21 protein-coding genes are annotated in these 25,902 nt (G+C 30.9%); 15 read left to right on the top strand and 6 right to left on the bottom strand.

The window, feature by feature from the left end:
* Positions 1-341 precede the first annotated feature (341 nt).
* From HX088_RS09875 to HX088_RS09820, 12 genes are all read left to right on the top strand, one after another.
* Complete coding sequence (locus tag HX088_RS09875; RefSeq protein WP_286484051.1) at positions 342-1,979, top strand: helix-turn-helix transcriptional regulator; 1,638 nt, start codon at positions 342-344, stop codon at positions 1,977-1,979.
* A 2,243-nt stretch (positions 1,980-4,222) separates the two neighbouring features.
* Positions 4,223-4,402 carry a hypothetical protein gene (locus tag HX088_RS09870; RefSeq protein WP_286484050.1) on the top strand — a complete coding sequence of 60 codons (180 nt, stop codon included), beginning with the start codon at positions 4,223-4,225 and terminating at the stop codon, positions 4,400-4,402.
* 74 nt (positions 4,403-4,476) lie between these two features.
* Complete coding sequence (locus HX088_RS09865; RefSeq protein WP_286484049.1) at positions 4,477-5,469, top strand: OmpA family protein; 993 nt, start codon at positions 4,477-4,479, stop codon at positions 5,467-5,469.
* Positions 5,470-5,498: 29 nt separating this feature from the next.
* Positions 5,499-6,701, top strand: a complete 1,203-nt coding sequence (locus HX088_RS09860) for a hypothetical protein (protein ID WP_286484048.1) — start codon at positions 5,499-5,501, stop codon at positions 6,699-6,701.
* Positions 6,702-6,959: 258 nt separating this feature from the next.
* On the top strand, positions 6,960-7,928 hold the full coding sequence (locus HX088_RS09855) for a fumarylacetoacetate hydrolase family protein (protein WP_225542259.1): 969 nt from the start codon (positions 6,960-6,962) through the stop codon (positions 7,926-7,928).
* 9 nt (positions 7,929-7,937) lie between these two features.
* Positions 7,938-8,816 (top strand): flavin reductase family protein, encoded by an 879-nt coding sequence (locus tag HX088_RS09850; protein WP_225542258.1) that lies wholly within the window; start codon positions 7,938-7,940, stop codon positions 8,814-8,816.
* 3 nt (positions 8,817-8,819) lie between these two features.
* On the top strand, positions 8,820-9,488 hold the full coding sequence (locus HX088_RS09845; RefSeq protein WP_286484047.1) for an NAD(P)H-binding protein: 669 nt from the start codon (positions 8,820-8,822) through the stop codon (positions 9,486-9,488).
* Entirely contained in the window at positions 9,488-9,676 is a 189-nt protein-coding gene (locus HX088_RS09840) for a YqaE/Pmp3 family membrane protein (RefSeq protein ID WP_188320078.1), read from the top strand. The genes HX088_RS09845 and HX088_RS09840 overlap by 1 nt, the downstream gene beginning before the upstream one ends.
* Before the next feature lie 119 nt (positions 9,677-9,795).
* A complete protein-coding gene (locus tag HX088_RS09835) occupies positions 9,796-10,389 on the top strand; it encodes a hypothetical protein (protein WP_286484046.1) in 594 nt (197 codons plus the stop codon).
* A gap of 108 nt (positions 10,390-10,497) precedes the next feature.
* Positions 10,498-12,768 carry a sensor histidine kinase gene (locus tag HX088_RS09830; protein WP_286484045.1) on the top strand — a complete coding sequence of 757 codons (2,271 nt, stop codon included), beginning with the start codon at positions 10,498-10,500 and terminating at the stop codon, positions 12,766-12,768.
* A 3-nt stretch (positions 12,769-12,771) separates the two neighbouring features.
* The gene (locus HX088_RS09825; RefSeq protein ID WP_188320081.1) at positions 12,772-13,404 is read left to right on the top strand and encodes a response regulator transcription factor; all 633 of its coding nucleotides are present in this window, start codon (positions 12,772-12,774) and stop codon (positions 13,402-13,404) included.
* A gap of 234 nt (positions 13,405-13,638) precedes the next feature.
* Entirely contained in the window at positions 13,639-14,169 is a 531-nt protein-coding gene (locus HX088_RS09820) for a hypothetical protein (RefSeq protein ID WP_286484043.1), read from the top strand.
* 118 nt (positions 14,170-14,287) lie between these two features.
* On the opposite strand, the gene HX088_RS09815 is transcribed toward HX088_RS09820, so the two are convergent.
* Both HX088_RS09815 and HX088_RS09810 read right to left on the bottom strand, forming a co-directional pair.
* Positions 14,288-17,857, bottom strand: a complete 3,570-nt coding sequence (locus tag HX088_RS09815) for a hypothetical protein (protein ID WP_286484042.1) — start codon at positions 17,855-17,857, stop codon at positions 14,288-14,290.
* A gap of 54 nt (positions 17,858-17,911) precedes the next feature.
* On the bottom strand, positions 17,912-18,628 hold the full coding sequence (locus HX088_RS09810) for a phage tail-like protein (RefSeq protein WP_286484041.1): 717 nt from the start codon (positions 18,626-18,628) through the stop codon (positions 17,912-17,914).
* Positions 18,629-19,192: 564 nt separating this feature from the next.
* Between HX088_RS09810 and HX088_RS09805 the strand changes: the two genes are divergently transcribed.
* Positions 19,193-19,948 (top strand): acyl-CoA desaturase, encoded by a 756-nt coding sequence (locus tag HX088_RS09805; protein ID WP_171624015.1) that lies wholly within the window; start codon positions 19,193-19,195, stop codon positions 19,946-19,948.
* 35 nt (positions 19,949-19,983) lie between these two features.
* Here HX088_RS09805 and HX088_RS09800 read toward each other — a convergent pair whose 3' ends face one another.
* Positions 19,984-20,592 (bottom strand): class I SAM-dependent methyltransferase, encoded by a 609-nt coding sequence (locus HX088_RS09800; protein WP_260542976.1) that lies wholly within the window; start codon positions 20,590-20,592, stop codon positions 19,984-19,986.
* The gene (locus HX088_RS09795) at positions 20,592-21,503 is read right to left on the bottom strand and encodes a UbiA prenyltransferase family protein (RefSeq protein WP_284583591.1); all 912 of its coding nucleotides are present in this window, start codon (positions 21,501-21,503) and stop codon (positions 20,592-20,594) included. The genes HX088_RS09800 and HX088_RS09795 overlap by 1 nt, the downstream gene beginning before the upstream one ends.
* Before the next feature lie 414 nt (positions 21,504-21,917).
* Between HX088_RS09795 and HX088_RS09790 the strand changes: the two genes are divergently transcribed.
* Both HX088_RS09790 and HX088_RS09785 read left to right on the top strand, forming a co-directional pair.
* Positions 21,918-22,631 carry a CoA transferase subunit A gene (locus HX088_RS09790; protein WP_171622125.1) on the top strand — a complete coding sequence of 238 codons (714 nt, stop codon included), beginning with the start codon at positions 21,918-21,920 and terminating at the stop codon, positions 22,629-22,631.
* A 5-nt stretch (positions 22,632-22,636) separates the two neighbouring features.
* Positions 22,637-23,293 carry a CoA transferase subunit B gene (locus HX088_RS09785; RefSeq protein WP_171622126.1) on the top strand — a complete coding sequence of 219 codons (657 nt, stop codon included), beginning with the start codon at positions 22,637-22,639 and terminating at the stop codon, positions 23,291-23,293.
* An 80-nt stretch (positions 23,294-23,373) separates the two neighbouring features.
* Here the strand turns inward: HX088_RS09785 and rimO are convergent, their stop codons facing one another.
* Positions 23,374-24,678, bottom strand: a complete 1,305-nt coding sequence (gene rimO, locus HX088_RS09780) for a 30S ribosomal protein S12 methylthiotransferase RimO (protein WP_171622127.1) — start codon at positions 24,676-24,678, stop codon at positions 23,374-23,376.
* A gap of 182 nt (positions 24,679-24,860) precedes the next feature.
* The gene (locus tag HX088_RS09775) at positions 24,861-25,898 is read right to left on the bottom strand and encodes a glycosyltransferase family 2 protein (RefSeq protein WP_260542970.1); all 1,038 of its coding nucleotides are present in this window, start codon (positions 25,896-25,898) and stop codon (positions 24,861-24,863) included.
* Between the last annotated feature and the right edge of the window lie 4 nt (positions 25,899-25,902).

The following is a 25,902-nucleotide window of genomic DNA, read 5'->3' as shown; positions in this document are numbered from 1 at the left end:
TAATTAAAGTTAATGATTTTTAAAACACTACCTTAAATTTTAGGTCTTAGATGTCCACTTTTTGCTGACGATTTACAAACATAAAGACTATGTTGATTTTATAAAAGTGTCACCTGTAATCGTTTATATTATTAATAAACAATAAATTACCAATTGTTAATTTTTTAATTTACTATGAAAAAAATATCCTAACACGCTGTATAAATGGGTGAAATTTATAAATTCATACATTTCATGGTGTAATCGATTAGTGATTTGTGGTAATTTACAAGCCTAATTCGATTAAAATAAGTAACTTACATGAAAATCTACTACTGTTTTCATCTAAAAAAACAATGCTTATGAAAACATCTATACCCCTTCTAATTGGATTTTTATGGCTTATTTTCAACATCGAAAATGTCTATGCAATTGATCAACTAAGCACAGAAACAAATGACTTTCTAGTTCAGAGAATTGATTCATTTCAAACCGATAAGAACAATCCCGAAGTTTGGAAGTACATTAATGCTTATATCCTAAAGGCTAAGATTAGTAATGATAGCGAAACGTTGTGCTATGGCTATAAGGAAGCTATTTACTTTTCACAGGATTATTCAACCAAATTAAAATATGCTGATAGTGCGATAGTTGTTGCTCAACAGACAAAGAATAATGATTTGATTGTTCAAAGTTTTCTTTCGAAAGGATTGGTTCACTATCAGTTCAAGAAATTTCAACCAGCCTTAACGAATTACTTATGGGCTGAAAAGAAATTGAATAAGAAATCATCCAACTATTTAACGCATAAAGTCCTTTTTAATGTTGCTTTAATTAAATTTCAATTAAAACAGTTTAGTGAAGCGGAACTATTGTTTCAGAAATGCATTATTTACTTTGAAAATAATAGTTCAGATGTCAATCACCAAGCTTATTATTTAAATAGCCTTTATTATTCTGTTCAAATTTTACAGGCTCAACATAAATACACCGAAGCTAATCAACTCAATCATAAAGGCTTGAAATTAAGTCAAGATTCTCAAAACGACTATTTTATTCATTATTTTACCTATTTAAAAGGAATTCAATTCTATTTAGAAAAAGAGTATCAACAATCTATAGCCATACTAACAAATGAATTAGATTATTTAAAAAATCAACAAGATGCTAATTCACTTAGTTTGGCTTATTTTTATATTGGTAAATCTTACGAGACAATAAATGAAGTACAAAAAGCAATTATATATTTTCAAAAAATAGATCAACTTTTTAATGAATATGAGTTTTTGGATAGCGATGTTCGTGCTGCTTACGATGCCTTAATCCATAATTCTGAAAATAATCGTAATTACCCAAATCAATTGTATTATATCAATCAGTTACTAAAACTAGATCATTTGACTCAGCAAAATACAGTAAAGCTATCTCCCGTTCTCCAAAAAGAATATGATGAAAAAGAACTATTGAAGTTGAAGAAAAATGTTGAATTCAAAATCACCATTTACCCTATTTTGATAGGTTTTGTGATCATTTTATGTTCAATAGGGGTATTGTATAGTTACAAACGTTTTTTCAAAAAGCTTACGAGAGATAAAAAGAAAGTAAAAGAACCTCCCGTTATTGAGATTCCGACTGAAGTTGTAAATCATATTTTGAATCAGTTGAATGATTTTGAAATGAATCACTTATTTGTACAGAAAACTTTAACCTTAGCTCAATTAGCAAAATCATTTAAAACCAATTCTGCATATTTATCAAAGATTATTAATTCAGAAAAAGGAACTAATTTTTCAAATTACATCAATCGACTTCGAATAAATTATGTTCTTCATCTCCTAATGGATTCAGATCAGTATCATCAACATTCAATTGGTGATTTAGCAGAATTAGTAGGTTTTTCATCTTCTCGTCAATTTTCGAATGTATTCTTTCAAGTGACTTCATTTCGCCCTTATGAATACATAAAACAATTGAAATTCAATCTAAACAAAGACGATTAAATAGAAAAACGTAAACAACATTTTCATCTCTAAGTAGTAGCAGGATAAAGGCAACATAGTGGCAGTAGAATGTATGTAAACGATTTTTGAATTGAGATGAGTATGTATTATGTAATAAGTATTTGAAATGTAATCTGTCAAACTGAATTCATTTCAGTTTCTCATCCAATGGATTGAAGCTCCTCTGCAAATCGTATATCAACTTTAGAATCCTTTATTAATAATCAACTTGAATTAGAAAAACGGCATTAAAACTCTCACGTTAAGAAAATGGTTGAATGCAACGTTAAAAAGGTTTTAGCCCGTAGGGTTTTTAAAATCTTTAGTGGAATGAAAACATTTTTAGTAGAGAGGTTTACAGCCAAGCGTTTTTTGTTTCGTTTTTTGCGCTTAAAAAATGAAAGAATGATAATGATTTAAAAACATTCAATGGCTGAAACTAATTTTGACCGTCGAAAATCAAAGACAAGAGTTTTTTGATTACTTTTTTGCTCATTTCCCCGTAGGGCATATGAATACCGACAATAAAAATAGATAAGTAATGAATAAAAAAATGAAAGGAAGAAATGACAAAAAAGAATATTCACCACATAGGTACATAGAACTGACATAGAAAAGACATTTCGATACAATTTTCTTTTTTTATGAAACGAAAATTTACTCAATGTGACAGCAAGAAAGAAAAAAAACGTATCACGTTAACCATAGAACATAGACAATTCCAAATGGCAGGATACTCCCAACATCAAGGCAAGATGAAGGCAGGATAAAGGCAACATAGTGGCAGTAGAATGTATGTAAACGATTTTAGATGTAAAAACTAATAACTATTTGAAATGTAATCTGTCAAACTGAATTTATTTCAGTTTCTCATCCAATGGATTAAAGCTCCTCTGCAAATCGTATGTCGGCTTTAACACTCTTATTTACAGCAATCAATACTCTTTAGCAATGACGTTTTTTTTATTCCTTATTAAAAGTGAATTTGAATATTGAAAAAGGAATTAAAAAAATCCGACGATTTAGAATCGAAATGATAACGAATTTTAATATAGAAAAAGGACGTAGAAACTGGCATTAAAACTCTCACGTTAAGAAAATGGTTGAATGCAACGTTAAAAAGGTTTTAGCCCGTAGGGTTTTTAAAATCTTTAGTGGAATGAAAACATTTTTAGTAGAGAGGTTTACAGCCAAGCGTTTTTTGTTTCGTTTTTTGCGCTTAAAAAATGAAAGAAAGAGATTTCTCGATACCTCGAAATGACATATTGAATGCGATTCTGAGACAAGCCCAGAATGACAAAATTCATTGGTAAAAAAGAATTTGAATATTAATAAGAATAAAAAAGTTAACCGTAAAATATAGACAATTCCAAATGGCAGGATACTCCCAACATCAAGGCAAGATAAAGGCAACATAGTGGCAGTAGAATGTATGTAAACGATTTTAGATGTACAATGTAATAAGTATTAAGTAAAAAGTAGTATGTATTATGTAAAAAGTAATAAGTATTTGAAATGTAATCTGTCAAACTGAATTTATTTCAGTTTCTCATCCAATGGATTGAATCTCCTCTGCAAATCGTATGTCGGCTTTAACACTCTTATTTACAGCAATATCAACTTGTCAGCAATAACGGTTTTTAATTCCTTATTAAAGGTGAATTTGAATATTGAAAAAGGAATTAAAAAAATCCGACGATTTAGAATCGAAATGATAACGAATTTTAATATAGAAAAAGGACGTAGAAACTGGCATTAAAACTCTCACGTTAAGAAAATGGTTGAATGCAACGTTAAAAAGGTTTTAGCCCGTAGGGTTTTTAAAATCTTTAGTGGAATGAAAACATTTTTAGTAGAGAGGTTTACAGCCAAGCGTTTTTTGTTTCGTTTTTTGCGCTTAAAAAATGAAAGAAAGAGATTTCTCGATACCTCGAAATGACATATTGAATGGGATTCTGCACTTCGAGTGCCTCAGTGCCCGTATTAAAATTGAATTTTAGTATAGAAACAGGAATTAAAAAACCGACGATTTAGTATCGAAATGCAATTCAACTCAAAATTATTGGAATAAAAAAAGTTGGAGTGTTTGAGCAAAGCGAGTTGCCAACTTTATGGAAATAATTTAGTTAGTTGAATCATTGAGAGACTACTGTCGGCATCTTTTTTGTTTCGTTTTTTGGATGAGCTTCCCCGAAGGGCATATGAATACCGACAATAAAAATAGATAAGTAATGAATAAAAAAATGAAAGGAAGAAATGAAAATAAAGAAAAGGAATACCTGAGCCATACCGTGGCTCCTCCTTTTAATTTCAAATTTTTAATTTCAAATTTTTTTTTGGATGCTCTTCCCCGTAAGGCATGTGAATTCAATATTCATAAAATAAAAAAGAGGATGACTTTAAAGATTAAAACAATTACGTAAATAAATAGCTGTATGATAATAATTTATAGTATTTTTATCTCAAATAATACTATAAAATTAATATTTGAACAGCGATGAATAAACTATTTATTGTAGCGATTGCAGCTACTTTGATTGTTTCTTGTAACAACAAAACAGAAGAAAAGAAAACGAATAATGTTGCAGTAGATACTAATCAGAATCAAGAAAACACGATTGCTGATAAGGGATTTGACATCAACAAAATTCCATTTTCGACAGCTGATATTGGAGATTTTCCTTTCATAAATCTTTCGCAAGGTTTACAAGAAATGAACAAACCTTTGGTAAAAGAATTTGACATATGTTTTTTTCCTATTAACGGTGTTATGACTCCTTTTGAAGGAAAATTATATAAAACTTTTGTTTCACCTAAACAAGGAGAAGAATTTTCGCAACATTTCTTTGAAAAGAGTATGGCTGATTATTTACAATCTATCGGGGCTGTTAAAGTGTTTGATGGTGAAATAACCAAAGAAGAATATGAGCGTTACAATAAACAAGATCCAAATAAAGGAGGTGAAGGCGATATGGGATACGCTGGACAAAATATGAAGTTTTGGGTATTACGCACAAAAGATAAAGGAAATGTATATATACAATACCTTTCTAACAATGCTGGTGCTTCGCTTAATGTACTACAAGAAGCAAACTTTAAGCAGACGATTACCAAAGTAACAGCAGACGATATTGCTAATGATTTGACTAAGAATGGAAAATCTATTTTATATATAAATTTTGATGTTGATCAAGCAAAAATCACGCAAGAAGGTGATGAGATTGTGACTGAAATTGCAAATGCCTTAAAGAAAGATAACACAATGAAAATATCAATTGAAGGGCATACTGATAATTCTGGAGATGCTAAACATAACAAAAAACTATCTAACGACCGTGCAAATACTGTAATGCAAAAACTAATTGCTTTAGGCATTGATAAAACACGTTTATCTGCCATAGGATATGGAGCCGAAAAACCATTGGTAGCAAATGATACTGAAGAAAATAAAGCAAAAAATAGACGTGTAGAATTGGTTAAAGTAAAGTAAAATCTATATATGTTTTATTTCTATTGAATATGAAAAATATTACTACTAATCGTATTTCACTATTTTCTTTGTTATTCTTTCTGAGTTTAAAGCTTGCTCAAGCACAAGACCTCCCTTATAAGTTTACAGAAGATATACAATCAAAAATAAACAGTAGTGAAAATACTTTTGCGTTACAATTAGCAGCTACAGACTTTGCTTTTCAAGGAAGTTACAGTAAAGCCCTTAAAACTTGGAATGAACAACGTCCAGATTTAAAAGAAATAAAACTAACCCCTTTTGATTCTGTATTTTTTCATAACAGTAAAGCTGTTTCTGCAAAAGATTATATTATTGATAGAAGTAAAAATGAAAAAATTGTCATACTAAATGAACTGCATCATAATGCAAGTCATAGATGGTTTGCAACTTCGTTGTTAAAGGATCTTTACGCAAATGGATATCGTTATTTAGGTCTTGAAGCATTAGATGATTTATTGATAAATGAAAGACAGTTTGCAACAGTAGAAAGTGGATTCTATACTTCCGAGCCTAATTTTGGAAACTTTATAAAAGAAGCGCTTGATTTAGGTTTTACAGTATTTGGTTATGAAGCTTCGGATAAAGATAATTGGGACAAAGATCCCTGGAAAAATCGCGAGATTGCACAAGCTAAGAATATCCATTCTTTTATGAAAAATAATACCAATGGTAAATATTTTATTTATTGTGGTGCAGGACATGCTTTTGAAGGAGATAATAACGGTAGAGGCATGTCTATGGCAGGTATTTTAGCAGAGTTAACTGGTACTAATCCTTTTACTATTGATCAAAATAAGTATTCAGATAAAGGAGAAAGTCGTTACAATCAACCTCTTTCTAAATTAATCACGACAACCACTCCAACTGTTTTGATAAATGATAAGGGTATCATTTTCAGAGGTAATCCATCTAGTTATGAAACTGATATCTCTATCATTCAACCTGCAAATTCCTTTCTAGGAACTACCCTTCTGCTTCAAAAATCTAAGGCATATAAAAAAATTATACTTCCTAAGAATCTTATTAAAACATATCCTGCAATGATATTGCTCTACAGAAAAGGTGAAGCTGAACAAAATGGTGTACCCACAGCTGTATATGAAGTATTAACTGATACTGATATTCCTACTATTTTTTTAAAGAAGACTACCTATGAAATTATAATTCTTGATAAAAATTACCAGATACAAAATAAATATACTAGTGATTAGACGTTTTGTATACGATGAAACAGAAAATATAATTATTTAATCTCGTATTATTTTCATTTTCTTTAATCTTTAAAAAAGGAAAATTAGATAAATAATTAAAATACATTATCTGAAAGTTTAAACAAGCTTATATTTTAACCAAATCAATTATTCGATAACCATATTGTTAAACAACTAAACATGTTATGAAACAGGTTTAAAAGAAAGTATTTTCAGATTAAAATCATCTTTGTATCTTCACCTTTCAAACAACAAATAATGAAATTCGTTACTTTCTTAGACAATCAACAAGAAAAAGTAGGTCTTGTTTGGCAAGATACGGTGTATGACTTGACCAAAATTAATTCTAATTTACCCACTACCCTAATTGATATTTTAGCTGATGATGATTTTTCACTTTTAATCTGCCAACAGCTTACAAAGGAAATCTCACGTGATGAACACAAATACGCTATTGTAGCAAATCCTCACATCTTAGCACCTATACCTCATCCCACGAGTTTTAGAGATGCCTATGCTTTTCGCCAACATGTCGAAACTTCTCGTTTAAACAGAGGCTTAGACATGATTCCTGAATTTGATCAATTTCCAGTCTTCTATTTTTCTAATCATCAGGCGATTCAAGGTCCTGGAAAAGTAGTTGCCATGGAGAAGCATTTCGACCGAATGGATTTTGAGCTCGAAGTTGCCATCGTCATTAAAAAAGAAGGGATAAATATTAAAGCTGAAAATGCTGATGAATACATCGGTGGATTTATGATCCTGAATGATTTGAGTGCCCGCGCTTTGCAAATGGATGAAATGAAACTAAACCTTGGTCCTGCAAAAGGAAAGGATTTTGCGTCAATGTTTGGTCCCTATTTGGTAACACCAGATGAAATCGAAAGCTACAAAGTAGCACCTAAAGATGGTCATATCGGAAATTGTTATGATTTAGCGATGACCTGTGCTGTGAATGATGTTGAAGTTTCTCAAGGTAATTTCAAAGATATGCATTGGACATTTGCTGAAATCATCGAACGAATTTCCTATGGCGTGAAGCTTTATCCGGGTGATATCATCGGTTCTGGAACAGTTGGAACAGGTTGCTTTCTTGAACTAAATGGAACTGGAAAACGCCAAAATCCTAACTACAAAGAACAATGGCTACAACCAAATGATCATATCGAAATGTCTGTCACAGGATTAGGAAAATTAGTAAATTCTGTTCATCTTTATAACCAATAATCTCAATTTATGCAACACACAAAATCCTTTGAACCTAACACAAGTCAGTTCGATGATATTTTCAAACATGCTATTTCTCCACGTCCTATTTGCTTTGCAAGTACAATGGATAAAGATGGAAATGTAAATTTGAGTCCATTTTCTTTTTTCAATATGATGGGACAAAATCCACCTATTTGTGTTTTTTCACCGTTAAGAAAAATGAGAGATGGAACAACAAAACATACGTTAGAAAATATTTGGGAACATCCAGAATGTGTGATTAATATTGTAAATTATGATATTGTACAACAACAATCCTTGGCGAGTGTCGAATACCCAAAAGGAGTAAACGAATTTGTGAAAGCTGGTTTTACAGAACTTCCTTCCGAATTGGTAAAACCTCCTCGCGTTGCAGAATCGCCTGTGCAATTAGAATGTAAGGTACGCGAAGTAATTTCGATAACAGATCAACCCGGTGCAGCAAATTTAGTTATTGCGGAAGTAGTGCGATTGCATATTCACAAAAACTTGTTGGATGAAAATGATAAAGTTTCCCCTTATGATTTGGATTTAGTTGCGCGTATGGGTGGAGATTATTATTGCCGTATCATTCCAGAATCAATCTTTGAAGTTGAAAAACCAACCCGTACTGTTGGTTTAGGAATAGATCAACTACCAGATGAAGTGAAGCACTCTAAATACTTAACAGGTAATAATTTAGGTCAATTAGGAAATGTAGAAAAATTACCGACAGAAGAAATGATTTTTCATTTCAAAGAACAATTAACAGAACGTTTAGACATCGAGAAATTTAAGTCGGTTGAGGTACGTCATCAAGTAGCTGCAAAACTTTTGGAACAAGGTGACGTAAATGGTGCATGGTATTGGTTGTTGATGAATATTTAGTTCATGAATAAAACGGCATTGATTTTAGGAAGTACAGGTTTGATCGGTTCGTTGCTTTTAGAAAAGTTACTAAATGATCCTAATTATTCGAAGGTAATTACCATCGTTCGCAAACCTCAACAGCTCAATCATCCGAAGATAATGGAGATTGTAACTGATTTCAACTCAGAAATCAATTTAGATCATATCGAAACAATTGATACGATCTTTTCTTGCTTAGGAACAACACGTAAGAAAACGCCTGATCTGCATGCCTATCGTAAAATTGAAATAGATATTCCAGTACAATTTGCACAATTAGGAAATAAAAAAGGGTTGACAAAGTTTCATTATATTTCTTCGGTTGGTGCAAATGCTACAACCTCTAACTTTTATCTCAAAATGAAAGGGGAAGCAGAAAAAGCTTTGCTACATGAAAATGTGAAACAGCTGTTTCTATACCGCCCTTCTTTGTTGATTGGCAATCGAGTCGAATATCGTTTGGCTGAAAATATCAGCGCTAAGATATTACCTTTGTTTAATCCTTTTTTGGTTGGAAATCTCTCCAAATACAAATCGATTGAAGCAGAAAAAGTGGCGCAATCATTGCTCGAAAATGATGTGCACGCAACTTCAGAAAAAGTTTCTGTATTGTATTATAACGAAATTATGAATTCTAAAAATAAAATTTAATGATCATATTAGCTGTACTCTTACCATGGTTATCCTTTATACTAAGAGGAAAAATAATTCATGGTGTGATTTGCTTAGTTTTACAAATCTCCTTATTCGGATGGTTACCAGCTGCAATCTGGGCTGTTGCCTCTCTTTTAGACGATAGAAACAAAGCCAGAATAAAAGAAATGAATCGAAATAATTAAACAATAAAAGCCAACCGATCGGTTGGCTTTTATTGTTTTAAAAAGTCTGTAAATCAATAATTATAGTGAGTTTTTTATCAAGAATAGACGATAATTTTAGCCTATCAATTACAACGACTATGAAAAATACAATGTTCCTTACGGTTTTCTGTTTGCTTACTTGTTTTATACATGCACAAGAATACACCACCGATAATATTGTGATCAAGCAAGGCAATCAAGTTTTCTCTATTTATGATACAAAACAAACAATCACCTTAAATCCTACTGAATTTAGTATCGAGTATCTGAATAAGCCTTATCAAGAGAAAAAGAATTTATTTTATGCGGCGCAAGCATTGGTAACGGATCATTCGGTTGACATCAATTTACATGAAGGAACTGAAATAGAAAGTATCCCATATTTTGAGGCTGGTACAGGCTTTGCTGCCGAAGAAAATCAATTGCTACACTACCCTTTCTTATCGCTTGATGGACACCAGTATTTGTATTACGTTCCGAATAAAGACAAACGGGTTGAAAAATCAGGAACTTCTGGACAATGGGATATTCACAAATGGACGTTAAAAGGTGTTTTTCAATATGATGCTGAAATGGATTGGAATATCTACGATAACAATCAAGTGCATATTACATTAATTATTGACCGAAACTTAGATGGAATTCTTCAGAAAGGCGAGTTTTTTACACTTCAAATTATGTTCGAGAAATAATAGATATAAGCTTCAAACCAGTTCCTATAAGGCTTTATAGATTTTATTCTAATTATTTCATTTTACGAAAAGGCTTTATATTCGCTTTACAAAATATAATTTTCTATCATGTCTAAAAGTACACGTGCTTTGAAAAATCTTCTAAAAAAACGTATTCTACTCTTCTTTTTTCTTGTAAGTGGAATAATAAATGCACAAGAGGTATTGACAAATTATGAAAATCAATATAATAACACAAAGCTAAACTCTTCTGAACGTTACGAAATTACAGGAAAATATGCGCAAGCGTTATTCTTTAATCATCAGAAAGAAAAAGCATTTGCTATTCTCAAAGAAAATATTCTTGCTTCAGAAAAGCTAAAAGATGGTAAACATGCCGCTTATTTGTATTGTATTTCTGCAATGAATAATCGAATTGAAAATAATAGTACGACTTCTAAACATGATTTACAAAAAGCAATTTACTATAGTGGACGCACTAATGACTATTCAACAAAAGGTTATGTAAAATATTGTGAAGGTTGGCTAAATTTACGAAATAATGAAGATGCAAAAGCGGTTAAGAATTTTATTGAGGCATTAAAATTCTTTGATAAATCGCCAGAAACACCAGTTGTATTAACAAGAATGACATCGGTTTATAATCAATTGACGGGTATTTATTCACGTTGGGATGATTATGAATTACAAGAAAAATACAGCAAACTTGCCTTACAAGTAGCGAAAAAACAAGATAATCCAAATCTCATTTTTGCTGCGTACATGTCTATTGGTTATATGTACGAGCAAAAGTTTATGCAAAATAAAAAAAATATCTATACCCGAGATTTAGCAGAAAAATATTACACCAAAGCGATTGATACCTATTACAAGAATAAAAAAGAGATGATAACGCCTACAGATTTATCTTTTGTAGCAATCAATTTAGCGAATCTTTACCTTAATTTTTATCCAAAAACCTATCAAAATAAAGTTGTAACCTATGCAGAATTAGCAAAAGAAATAGGAATTGAAACAGATCAAGCAAATCATGTTGCTGCTGCAAACGGAATTTTAGCTGATTTAGCAATACAAAAAAATGACATTCAAACTGCTAAAAACTATCTCTTGCAGTCGGTCATAAAAGTCAATGAGAATGCTATTCCCGACAAAAATATCTTACAATCGTTGTACCTAAGCTTATCCGAAATCGAAGTTAAAGAAGGAAATTTTAAAGAAGCACTGCGGTTCCATAAGCTGTACACATCGATGTACAAAGAAATCTATGACAACGAGCAAGCGCAAATCAGTAAACGTTTAGAAGCTCAATTTGATAAAGAGCGTCAGCAACAACAAATGATTCGCATGCAATTGGAAACAGAGAAAAAAGAGCAACAAATTCAATTGATGCATTCGTTAGGTATTCAGCAAAAACAAGAGTTAGAAAACACCAAGCTAAGCGAGAATTTCCAACGAAAACAATTAAAATTATCACGTTTAGAAGCGGACAAAAGGTCACAAGAATTAACCATTTCTCAACAAAATTTAAAACTATCTAACTTAGAGAATAAAAATCGTAAAGACGAATTGGTGAATTATATCGCAGAACTTAATTTCAAAAATAAATTAAATAACTATTACATCTTTTCGATTGTTGTTTTTATCGTCCTACTTGCTTTATTACTTTATGCACTAAAACAGCGAAATAAGCATTTAAAACAACGAGAAGAATTGCATAATTTGGAGATTGAACAAGAACGACAAAATTCTAAGATTTCGACTTTAACAGCACTTCTCGATGGTCAAGAACAAGAACGTACTCGTCTTGCTCGTGATTTACATGATGGTTTGGGTGGTTTACTTTCGGGAACTAAAATTCAGTTAACTCATTTGAATGAAAAAATTGACGAAAACTCAAAAATAGACATGGAAAAATCTATTCATCAATTGGATGGAGCTGTCGATGAATTGCGCCGCGTTGCACATAATTTAATGCCCGATTTGTTACTGAAATATGGATTGGAAGAAGCTTTAAAAGAATATGCCATTCGTATGGCAAACGAACAATTGGATATTGATGTTCAATTTTTGAGATTTACCAATTCATTAAACAAAGAAAATCAATTATTGGTGTACCGAATTATTCAAGAGTTGGTGAACAATGCCATAAAACACGCTAAAGCCGAACAAATAATTATACAATTTGTCGAAGATGATACCAATTATACTGTAACGGTTGAAGATGATGGAAAAGGTTTTGATGTAAACAATACTAAACTCACACAATCAGCAGGTTTGCATAACATTCAATCCCGTATTCAGTTTTTAAAAGGACATTTAAATATACACTCAGAAATCGATTTAGGAACCACTATAGAGTTCCAATTTCCTAAACAATAATTTATGATTAATATAGCAATTACAGACGATCACCCTTTATTATCAGAAGGATTACGAAATATTTTAAGTTATCAATCTAATTTACAAGTTGTGGATTGTTACACTTCTGCTCAACAATTACAAGAAGCGTTAAAATCAACTGAAATTGATATTCTTTTATTAGACATCAATCTTTCGGATACCAATAGTATTGAATTGATAAAACCTATAAAGAAAAAATACCCCGCAATGCACATCATCATGTTAAGTGTACATAACGAATATGCGGTGATAAATAGTTGTTTGGAAGAAGGTGCTTCGGGATATATTCAGAAAAATGCTTCTGTTGATGAAATTTTAGAAGGAATCAACTCAATTTTTGATGGAAAGAAATTTCTTTGTTCACAAACAAAAAATGTATTGAGTAAAAAGGAAAAAGATGGGTTGAATACCATTCCGAAACTTACACGACGCGAAAAAGAAATTATGATTGAAGCAGCGCAAGGATTAACGACTCAACAAATTGCAGAAAAATTATTTATCAGTACGCATACAGTTGATAGTCATAGAAAAAACTTGATCGAAAAGTTCAAGACTTCTAACCTAAGTTCGGCAATTACCACTGCAATAGAATATGGTTTAATTTCAAAACCTTAAAAAATAACTATAAATAGGGATATTATATGGTGCCAAAATTTCTCAACTTTGTCGTTATAAAACAGAAATTTCATCACCATTTACATTCGCAATAAGATTACTAACTGATTCTTATTAACTAAAACTACAATTTTAAAAAATCGCTTCATTTCTTTAATCAAGCGATTTTTTATTCAATATAGCTAAAAGCAGTGATGAATTAAATAGTTTTTATGCAGTATTTTTAAAACAAAAATGAAATGGCATTATATCATTATTTTATTCGCCTTTGTCGGTTGCTCTGCTCAAACCAAATTAAAGGTTGAAACCATCTTAGCTACACCAAAAATAGTGACTGCACAAGATCCTGAAACAGGTAGAAAGTATCAAAAAACGAATTTTGTAACGATTACACAACGTTTAGAACCTGCGATTGTAATGCACGAAAAGAATGAAAAAAAATTAAGGTTTTCACTGCAAGGAAATATTAATTCTGGTGGACATTCTATACATAAAGTAAGAAAAATTCGTTTCGAAAAAGAGAAGTCACTTGAACATAGTATCCTATTAAAATATTATGTAGAAATCGTTTATGTCGCAGGAAAAGAAGGGGCTAATGTAAGAGGCTATAACTATTCGAAAGAAGAAACCTATACTATTCCAAAAGGAATTAAGGAAATCAAAATCGAGTTGTATGAAGATCGAGTAAAAAAAAGAACAAGTTCGAAAACTCCTAAATTAAAACTTGTTGCTCAGCAAATTGTTGAGTTTTCTACCAATATTTAGATTCAGATAATAGGTTTATATCATTGATTTTAAAAAAAACCAGATTAATTTAAATTAATCTGGTTTTTAAGTATAGCTATCTATTTTTATGAAAAAAATATAGCCTTATAATTTAATTCTAATTTGAAGCAGAAAAATCTTTAATATTAATTAAATCTTTCGTATCTAAATTAATTACTGGATTTACCATACTATCAAGACAATTTTTTAGTTCAACTCTTATATATTGTGGAGCACCATAATCTTGTCCATTTTGTACAGCTTGTACTTTAACTAATAAAATTTGATTAGGATTATTAATTTCATATAATTTTTTGATTTCATAATAAGCAGTATTTGCGTCTTCATGAACTCGAGTTACTACATTGTCTTTTAGTTGATTTGATTCTCCTTCTAATTCTTTATAACTCTTTACAATTTTAGAAACTAATTGTCCGTTTTCATCATAATCAAAAACTTCTTGTTCGACAATTTCTCCTAATACAAAATTTAGTTTAAAATCAGTACACACTGAAGGTTTTTTGATCTTTATCAAATCTGCTGCACAAATCTCTAATGTCTTATTGACATCTATTGTGTTTCCAAAGACAGATTGAGGAACAATCGAAATATCATGTAAATAAGTATAGTTACCTAAGTTTGCTTGAACAAGACTAAAATAAGTAATCTCTACTCTATTAAAAGGTTGATCGATTCCTGTAATTCTAAAACGTGGAATTGGATTTTTAAATAAAAACAAATTAAGGTTAATTACTTTAAATTGGTTACTTGCAACAACAGGTCCTACAGGTATATCATCCATGTAACGTTGAACTTTAAAGCTAGCTCCTAAATCAAGCGATAATATATTTACTCCTTCACTCGTCATGATTAACTCTAATTCATCACCTGGACGTGCAGTATTTCTTAAGTTAACCGTCAATTTTTGTCGGTTAAGAGCAGCAACTGTTTTGTTAAAAATAGCATAAGTAAAAGGATCTTCGTCTACCGCTAAATATGGATAAACAACTGATGATAATGATGTTGCAACACCTAAGCCAGCGTCTTCTACTCCCCAAGTCACGTCATTTACGTAATTGTTTAATTTAATTCCTGTTGTTTCATTTTGAGGAGTTAAAACGACAATATCTTCTGGAGAATTTGGTACAATATATTTCAATTTATTTGGTTGAGTGTTAGATGCAGGTAACTTTGCACCTTTCGCATAAATAGTTTCCTCAGGAACTGTTTCGTTTTCTGCTAAAACTCTATCTTTTTCGTAATACGCTCCATATAATACAGCATTATTTGCGACAGCTAATAAACTTCCCACAATAACACGAACTCCTTTGTAAGCGACTGCTTTACCACGTGCATTTGTTGGTACAAAGGTATATTCAAATACATTATCACCTACTAACAAATCAAGTAAAGCACCTTCACCAACAGATTTAATAGGTCCAATTGAATTTCCTTTTTCATCTAAACCAACTACTGTTATACCTCCACCAAGTTGTAATCCACTATACTCTTGTCCTAATTTAACCTTTAAAGGTGTACCTGCTGGAACAACATGATCAAAATAAATATTTTGCCAAGTCGTACCTAAACCAAGTAAAGCAACTACAGATGAAATCGTAGAATAGGTTGACAAATCATTATCATAGGCCAATTCTTTATTTGTAACCACTCCTGCTAAAGTTGTACCCCAACCACTTCCCGAAGGAGCTGCAGTTGCAACAACACGTTCTGTAACCACACGACATTTTGCAAGATCATATACATTTAAAGTAATTGTAGCATAACTAACACAATCTTTCACAGTTCCATTTGCTCCTGTAGAAGTGGCTACAACAGTAAAAACATAGGTTCCTTCTTTTGTAAAATCGAATCGATTATTTTCAATTTTAACACCATTCATATCAAAAACCTCAATTGTACTAGGATACTTAGTTGTAATTGACGGTATTAGAAAATGATTATTAGTACTCTCTGGTGAATTTACTGCAAACAATGGACGTGAAAATTGTGTTCCGCCTGCTATTGTAACTTCATTTTTTTGTACATTAATTTTAACTACATTAGAATATGCAAAATTATTAGGTCGTGTTCCTGTTGGTCTTTCATGCGCTTTACGTCTTAACCAAAATGATTTTTGAACACCTTTTAAAGTCATTGATTTTGAACCAGAATCAGTTTCTGTGTTAGCATTTCCGTTATCTTCATACGGATACCAAGTTAACCCTTCATCATAACTAGACTCCCACGAATATTTTAAGGCATAATGAGCAGGTCCTAATGCTACAAGAGTACCTTTACCATCTTGATTATTATAAATTTTAAATTCTTTATCATTATCATCAAAACATATGTCTATTGATTCTAATAATGAGTCTTCGTCTTCGCCTTCTGACAAAGATATTTTACCTGGATCTGGTAATTCGATATCAGTTTTAGAAAAACTTATATAACCTCTTTCACCTTCACAACCTGATGCAGATACTTTACTATACGAGTAATTTAAAATACCTTCAAAACTCATATCAATTGGGCTATCTCCAGCAACCTCTTTACCAGAAGGGTCATAAAATTTGAAATTTACAATTGCATCAGTTAAACCAGATGCTTGGTCTACTGTATATGATCCTTCTGGATTTAGTACTTTTGTGAAATTTTTTTGTTTATCAGGTATCCTAGAAATTTTATTAGAAACGTTTAAACGAAAATCGGGATTAACCATTTGCCCAGAAGCAGAAGAATTCCCATATCTCATTTCTAATTCACCAGAAATTTCAGCATCAGTAGACCTCTTAAAGGACAATTCGAAAACGACCTCTTCATCTATAGCAAAAGTCTTAGGACCAACATATCCTAATGCTCCAGTAAAACGCATATCACCAGAAATAACGCGTAATGAATTTACATTTATATTTCCTCCTACAAATCTAATTTTTTTGTTATTAACACCAGATCCTTTAGATTCTCCTGATATTTTAATTGCTCTACCTGAAATATTTTTTAATGTGTATTTTACAACTCTACTTTGTGCATTACCTGAATAACAAATAGTTGAAATTTCACTCGAAAGAGAGAACATATCATTTTTATCAATAGAAACAGATTGATTATCAAACGTAATATTTGCAGTACTACAAGTAGAAGAATTGAAGACACATAAATTATACATCAACGGCTCTTTAGGTAAAGAAGTACCTGGAGCAATCGTAATTTCACCTGTTGTTGCATCTAATTTAATTCCTAATGGCCAAACTCCTAATGGTGAAATTGTCGCATTTTGATGAGCACCTGTAAGTATTAACGCCTCTGTTTTACCGTCAAAAGTATCATTTGATGCAATATTAAAGGTAGAATATTGAAAAGTAAAATGATCGTCATTTGCTTTAACTACTCCTTCAATTGAAGTATTTAGCAGCACAGAATCATCTTGATTTACATTTGACTTCCATTTCCACCAACTATCCGAATCATCTATTTTTTTTGTTGGTGATACAACTACATTATTTAAAGCATTTAATCTATTATTTGTGTTAAAATATTTGTAATCAATCGCAACTTTTGATACAAACATTGCAGGCAATTTTAATGAAGATGAACTAAAATCTTCATTAAAGGCAGCTTTTACTGAAACCATTTGGAACATACCAAAAAGTAACAGAAGTGTATATTTTAATTTATGTATGATTTTCATTTTGTATTATTTAGCATTAAACAATTCTTTCTAATGATATTTGAATTCAAAAGATTATTTAACTTTTAATACAACATTCATAAAGGAACCATTTCTAATAATCGCTTCAGGTAATATTTTATATTTTAATATACCTTCAGGAGAAATCTCTACAGTAGAAGGATTTGTTCCATCACCTAAATTAAAAACTGTTTTATCAGCAAATGTAATAAAATAGTCATATTCATTTGCTTCTAAAATAAACCCATTCAAATTCGATTGAGAATTACTTACTGAAATTGGCGTCCCAAATTGATCTTTGAATAACTTATATAAATCCACCTCATATACCTTTTCTGTATCATTGAATTTATATCCTGAATTTGGAGTGGTTAAACGTTCATCAGAAATAAGTGTTGGTAGTAAAACTGATGGCATATAAAAGAAGCTTGGATTAGCATTTCCAGAAGATAGTTTTACCCAAACAGTACCATCAAAGTAATAAAAGCCTTCAGCATCAATATTTTTAGCTATATCTTCTTGTGTTCCTGTAGTTCCTGTAGTAAAATCATTTACAAAAATCATAGTAGATTTTTCTATATTTCTCATAGATTGCGCTCTTTCTCTATCTACACGTGGTATTAAAATTCCCTCCACTGTTTCCAGATTCCCAGTAGGTTTAACAGCTGTAACATCTAATGTTGTTTTAGGATCACTTGTTCCAATTCCAACTTGAGCCATAACATAAGCCGTAGGTAGAGCAAATGCTATTGCAAGTAAAACTTTTTTCATAAATTTATTATTAACTAAACCAATGCAAAGGTATAAAATAGAATAACCCTAATTTGCAACATGAATTACATAGCAATACTTTTCAATATTTTATCCATTTAATAAACGGATAAAATGTTGAAAAGTCTTTAATTAATAAAATTAAAAATATTAACATGATTTAAGTCACTCCATAATAATTTTAATTTATAAAAAAAATATTTAATAATAATTTCATTAATTTTTAATCATTAAATATAAAGCTTATTCAAATTTCTTGAAAAAACAGCCTTACTTTTTATGGTAATTAAAACCTAACGATTAGCTAAACCATTGTGTGTCTATAACTATTCTGAAAATTATTAGTTAAAAAATAAAATAATAGTCTTTTTTATTTTTATTCAAATCATATATTTTTCTACTAAGAATCTGATCGTTTAAAATTAAATAGGTAAATCTTTTAGATGAAGAGTATTTCATGTTTTTTTTCATTATAAATAATCCAATATTATTTAACATCTATGATATTGATTAGTCCAAAACACAATACAAAACCCTATATTTGTAGAAATTTTAAAATTAGTAATGACAGCAGTAATCATTATCTTCATCATACATTGGTATGCTTCTTTATTTTTCCAAACTTTTTTTCATCACAGATATGCTTCTCACGCAATGTTTACGATGTCTAAAACATGGGAAAAAATATTTCATGTTTTAGCTTGGATATTTCAAGGTTCATCTTATCTAAGTCCATATACTTACGGTGTTATGCATAGACATCACCACGCGTATGCCGACACAGAAAAAGATCCTCATTCACCACAATATGATCCTAACTTCTTTGCAATGATGTGGAGAACTCGACTTGTTTATAACGAAATTGATCATGATAAAGCACAAGTTTTAGAAAAGTTCAAAAAAGGGGTTCCAGCTTGGAGATCTTGGGATGCTTTCGCAGGAAATAATGCGGTGAGATTAGCTTGGGTAATTATTTACATTTTAATCTATATAGCAGTCGATGCACCGTTATGGACGTATTTTGTGTTTATTCCACTACAAGCTTTGATGAGTCCATTACATGGTGTAATCATCAATTGGTTTTCACACAAATTAGGTTACCGTAATTACGATGTTGGAGACACTTCTACAAATTTAATGCCGATAGACTGGCTAATGTGGGGAGAATGTTTGCACAACAATCACCATAAATTTGGTGGACGTCCTAATTTCGCCGTTAAAAAATGGGAATTCGATCCGATGTATCCATGTATCTGGGCAATGAATAAACTAAATATTATTCAGTTCAAAAAAGGAAAATTAGACACCGATTATATGTAAAATAAAAAAAGCGATTCAATCAAGAATCGCTTTTTTTATTTCTTTTGATAAACGTTACTTTCGATGTACTTCTTGAAAAAAAATTGACTATCAATATTCTCATATCTTTTAGCGAAAACTTGTTGCATTTTGGGTAATTGAGTTATATCTAAACCTATAGCAATTCTAAAAAATCTCAACATAAAGTTTGTTATTATTTTCTGCCAACCGTTTTGATCTTGAGTGAAATCTACATAAAACCAAATTCCTTTAGGCTTCAAATTATCATTCAATTGATCAACTAATTTTTCTGCTCTTTCCTGAGAAAAATGATCAAATAAAAAAGTGGTCATCACTACGTCGTATTTTTTTGACGTTTTAAATTCAAAAATGTCTGAAACAATAAAATTGATTTTCAAATTACTTGTGTTTACTTTTTTTGCTAAATCAATCATTTTAAAAGAAAAATCAATATAATCTATTTCTAATTTCAAGTTGTGTTGTTCTAACGCTGAAATAAACTTTCCAGCTCCTCCTCCTATCCACAGAATTTTGTCACCATCTTTTAAATGTTTTAAAATCAAAAAATGAGCTTGATGTTGCCTATTCAAAAAAAACAACTGACTCAACGAATGATAATATGGTGCAATAAAATTGTAATTCATTATTCAAATAAAATTACGCTTAAAATTCCACAAATTGCTTTGAAAAAAATCATTCCATCAATCGCAATTAAATAATACAAAATAGGTTTTGGACGATGAAGTCTCACTGCAAAAATTGCCAAACAAATTATCGGGATTAACATAAATAAAATTCGATGCAATGGCAAATCATACCAAATACCAAAAAGGACAAAACTTAAAAAACCTAAAAAGATCAAAGGTAAAATGATACGATTTAATGTAAAATGATAACCATATTTCACTACAAATGTTTTCAAATTTCGATTGTTATCGTCTTCATAATCTTTCAAATCAAACAAAATTGCATTTACAACACAATACATAAAAGTCTGAGAAAATAGAAAATAGAATTTTGCATCGATCATATAATGTGTTTTATTTTTTAACATCAAGAATAAAACAGGTAAAAAAACAGTCGTAATTGCCCATGTCCAACCAATTAAAAAAGGTTTCAATAACATCGTTTTTCTCAACGAAATTCCCAATTTCAAATCATAATAACCGAAAGACAACAATGCTGTAAAGAATAAAACAAAAAACCATTTCCAAGATAAAATATCATAATTTGGTAAACATCTGATTGCCAAAATTGAGCCTGAACAAAAAGCGACAACAAGTAAAAAATAAGTAAAATATCGAATATTTTTTCGGTGATCAATATAGAATTGAATACGAGGATTTTGAGATGCTTTTACTTGTTTTGGAACACGATAAGCGTACAAATAAAATAAAACCGTGATGGAACTAATAAAAGAATAATACGCTATCGAATTAAGTGGTAAACCAATTTTAATATTCGTTTCAATATTCAAAGCTATTGAAAGTAGAATTAAAAAAAAATTAGAAAAAAAGATGTTTTCGATTACTCGATTTTGTACTTTTTGTTCCATTTTTTCGTTTTTTTAATCGCTGAATAAATCAAGTATCGAATTTCCATAAGTCAAACAGCAGGAAATTTTATTTAATCCAAATATATAATTTTATTCTGAATGGATTTTATTTTTTGTATTCAATAATAGATTAAAAACTAATGATTGAAGTAAAGTTTTAAAAAATTACAGCAAAATATTTCGTGTAAAAAGAATTCTAAATTCCATCTAATCAATTAAGAGAATTTGGGTTTATTTGATTATGTAAAATAGTTATGGTTTTGAATTTTTTCATTTGTACGAATACAGAAAAAGACCTAATAAAGTGGCTAAATTTTATCTTTTCACAAGATTTATTATAACGGATAATTGAAATATGAGAGGTTTTTATTTATCTTTAGCGTATAGAAATATACTCAATCAAACACAACAAAAATGATAAACAAAAAAGTAAACAGCATCGAAGAAGCACTACAAGGTGTAGAAAGCGGAATGACGCTTGCTGTTGGAGGCTTTGGACTTTCTGGAATTCCTGAAAATTTGATTCAGGGATTAGTCAACAAAAAAATCAACAACCTTACTTGTATTAGTAACAATGCTGGTGTTGATGATTTTGGTTTAGGATTATTATTGCAAGGAAAACAAATCAAAAAAATGATTTCTTCTTATGTTGGTGAAAATGCAGAATTCGAACGCCAAATGCTTTCTGGTGAATTAGAAGTAGAATTAATTCCGCAAGGAACTTTAGCTACACGATTGATGGCTGCCGGTTATGGAATGCCTGCAATTTTTACGCCTGCAGGAGTTGGAACTGAAGTCGCTGAAGGAAAAGAAATTAGAAAATTCACGTTTCATGGAATCGAAAAAGAATATTTGTTAGAATATGCTTTCGAACCAGATTTTGCATTAGTTAAAGCTTGGAAAGGTGATACAGCAGGAAATTTAGTTTTCCGTGGTGCAACTGCCAATTTTAATCATCCAGCTGCGATGTGTGGAAAAATTACCATTGCTGAAGTGGAAGAATTGGTGGAAGTCGGTGAACTTGATCCAAATCAAATTCATACACCAGGTGTTTATGTGAATCGTATTTTACAAGGAGAAAAATACGAAAAGCGAATTGAAAATAGAACTGTTCAACCTAAACCATAAAAGCAATGTTAGATAAAAATGGAATTGCAAAACGTATTGCGAAAGAAGTTAAAGATGGATATTATGTGAATTTAGGCATCGGAATTCCAACATTGGTTGCCAATTATATTCCTGAAAATGTAAATGTTGTTTTGCAATCAGAAAATGGATTATTGGGAATGGGACCTTTCCCTACTGAAGGTGAAGAAGATCCTGATTTTATCAATGCTGGTAAACAAACAATCACCACTTTACCTGGTTCAGCCTTTTTTGATTCGGCAATGAGTTTTGGAATGATTAGAGCTCGAAAAATTAACTTAACTATTTTAGGCGCAATGGAAGTTTCTGAAAATGGAGACATTGCAAATTGGAAGATTCCAGGAAAAATGGTAAAAGGAATGGGAGGCGCAATGGATTTAGTCGCTTCTGCAGATAATATTATTGTTGCCATGCAACATGTAAACAAAGCAGGAGAATCTAAATTACTACCAAGTTGTACGTTACCTTTAACAGGAATTAATTGTGTTAAAAAAATTGTGACAGAATTAGCTGTGTTAGAAATTTTACCAGAAGGTGGATTCAAATTATTAGAACGCGCACCAGGTGTTTCGGTAGAAGAAATTAAAAATGCAACTGAAGGAAAATTAATTATTGAAGGAGAAATCCCTGAAATGATTTTATAAAATCAATTATTAAATTGTTTTATACTAAACATAAAAAAACCACTCAATCGAGTGGTTTTCTTATTGTTATATAGATTGAGTTAATCAATTACTTTACCTATTAAATCGAATTCATACGCTTCGATAATTTCTACATTAACAAAATCACCAATTGGTAAATAAGTATCTACTGCAGAAATTAAAATTTCGTTGTCAACATCTGGCGAATCATGTTCAGAACGACCAATAAAATTATCACCTTCTTTTCGATCTATCAACACTCTAAATGTTTGACCGATTTTTTCTTGGTTCAAATCGTAAGAAATTTGAGATTGAATCTCCATAATTTCTTCCACACGTTGTTGTTTTACTTCCTCTGGTACATCGTCCACTAAATTATAAGCATGTGTATTTTCTTCATGAGAATAAGTAAAACATCCTAAACGATCGAACTTTTGAGCTTGAACCCACTCTTTCATTTCTTGGAAATCTTCTTCCGTTTCTCCTGGATAACCACAAATTAACGTCGTACGAATGGTCATTCCTGGAACTTTAGAACGGAAAGCTTCTAATAAAGCATTCGTTTTTTCTTTTGTTGTTCCACGACGCATCGATTTCAAAATGTTTGTCGATATGTGTTGCAAAGGAATATCTAAATAATTACATACTTTAGGTTCTTCACGAATTACATCTAAAACATCTTCTGGGAATCCAGCTGGAAAAGCATAATGTAAACGAATCCACTCGATCCCTTCTACTTTTACCAATTCTTTTAAAAGACTTGCTAATTCGCGTTTTTTATAGATATCTAATCCGTAGTAGGTTAAATCTTGTGCGATTAAAATCAATTCTTTTGTTCCATTTTTCGCTAATTTAGTTGCCTCCGTAACTAAATCTTCGATTGGACGAGAAACGTTTCCACCACGCATCAAGGGAATTGCACAAAATGAACATGGACGATCGCAACCTTCGGCAATTTTTAAATACGCATAATGGCGAGGTGTAGTCGTTAAACGCTCCCCTACTAATTCGTGTTTATAATCTGCACCTAAAGCTTTTAATAACAATGGTAACTCACGTGTTCCAAAATATTGATCAACATCTGGTATTTGCTCTAATAAATCTGGTTTATAACGCTCAGATAAGCATCCTGTCACAAAAACTTTTTCTACTAAACCGTCTTCTTTACGTTGTACATAGTCTAAAATTGTATCAATACTTTCTTCTTTCGCATTATCAATAAAACCACATGTATTAATCACAACAATTTCTCCTGACTGCTCATGAACTACTTCTTTTCCATTTGCTTTCAATTGTCCCATTAATACTTCAGAATCATATACGTTTTTAGAACACCCTAACGTAATTACATTTATTTTCTTTTTCCCAGTCGATTTCGTACGCATTACTATAATTTAAGTGTGCAAAATTACAAAATTTTTAAGAGACTACCCGTAAAGATTAATTGGAAGTGATATAAATGCCTAAAATAAAAACTATTCTATGAAACAAATTCATGATAGAAGGTTTTCAACTCATCATTTTATCTGAATAAACATAATTTATACCCAGAATAATAAGTCAAAAATTAATCAATATGAAAATGACTTGGAAAAGCCTTTTCAGGATTTTGCTTAAGTAGATTTAATTTGAATTGACTTTCTAAAAATCCATATCCGTAATTAAAAAATTGAATTAAAGTCGTTTGAATAGATAGTAAACCTACAATCGCAGATTTGAATCGTATGGTTGAAAATATAAAGATTAAAAACATATAAATTAACCACAAAACAAAAGGAAGTTGCAGGATAAATTTATACGCTGGAACGATAAAACTCAATACTAACAAAAGAAAAGCAGCTATTGTTCCGACAAAAAATAAGCTCGGAAACCAAAAAGTTGGTTTGATGTATTTTGGATGACGTCGATTAAGAATTGGTCGAGCAACCCCAAATTGATAGACTTGTTTAGCAAATTTTTTCAAGGAAGTTCTACGTTTATGAATCACTTTCGAATTTTGAAACAAACGAGTGTCAAAACCATTTTCCCATAAACGCATCGATAAATCTGGATCTTCTCCAACACGTAAATCTGCAAATCCTCCCGTTTTTTCATAGGCTACACGAGAAATCCCCATGTTAAAACTACGTGGTTGAAATTTACCTATTTGTTTTTTACCTCCACGAATTCCACCTGTTGTCAGAAAAGAAGTCATCGAAAACGTAATGGCTTTTTGCAAATCTGTAAACGATTCATCTGCATCATCTGGTCCACCAAAAGCATCAACAAAATTAGTTATCAACTCCTTTTTTACAGATTCGATATAAGTTGATGGAATAATGGTATCAGAATCTAAGAAAATGAAATAATTTCCATTCGCTTTTTCCATACCATAGTTTCTCGATTTTCCTGGACCTGAATTTGTTTTGTAGTAATAATGAAGATCTAATTGAGAATCAAATTTAGCACAAACCACATCCAATTTATTTGTAGAACCATCGTCTACAATGATAATTTCGAATGACTTATCCGTTTGTTTTGTTAAACTTGACAATAATTCTGTCAATTCATCTTGACGTTCGTAAACCGCAATAATTATCGAAATTTGTAAATCTTCTTTTTCCAAAATA

Source organism: Empedobacter sp. 225-1 (assembly GCF_030328185.1).
Lineage (GTDB): Bacteria > Bacteroidota > Bacteroidia > Flavobacteriales > Weeksellaceae > Empedobacter > Empedobacter stercoris.
The sequence above is the reverse complement of the archived record's forward strand: the minus strand, read 5'-3'. Positions and strand labels throughout refer to the sequence as shown.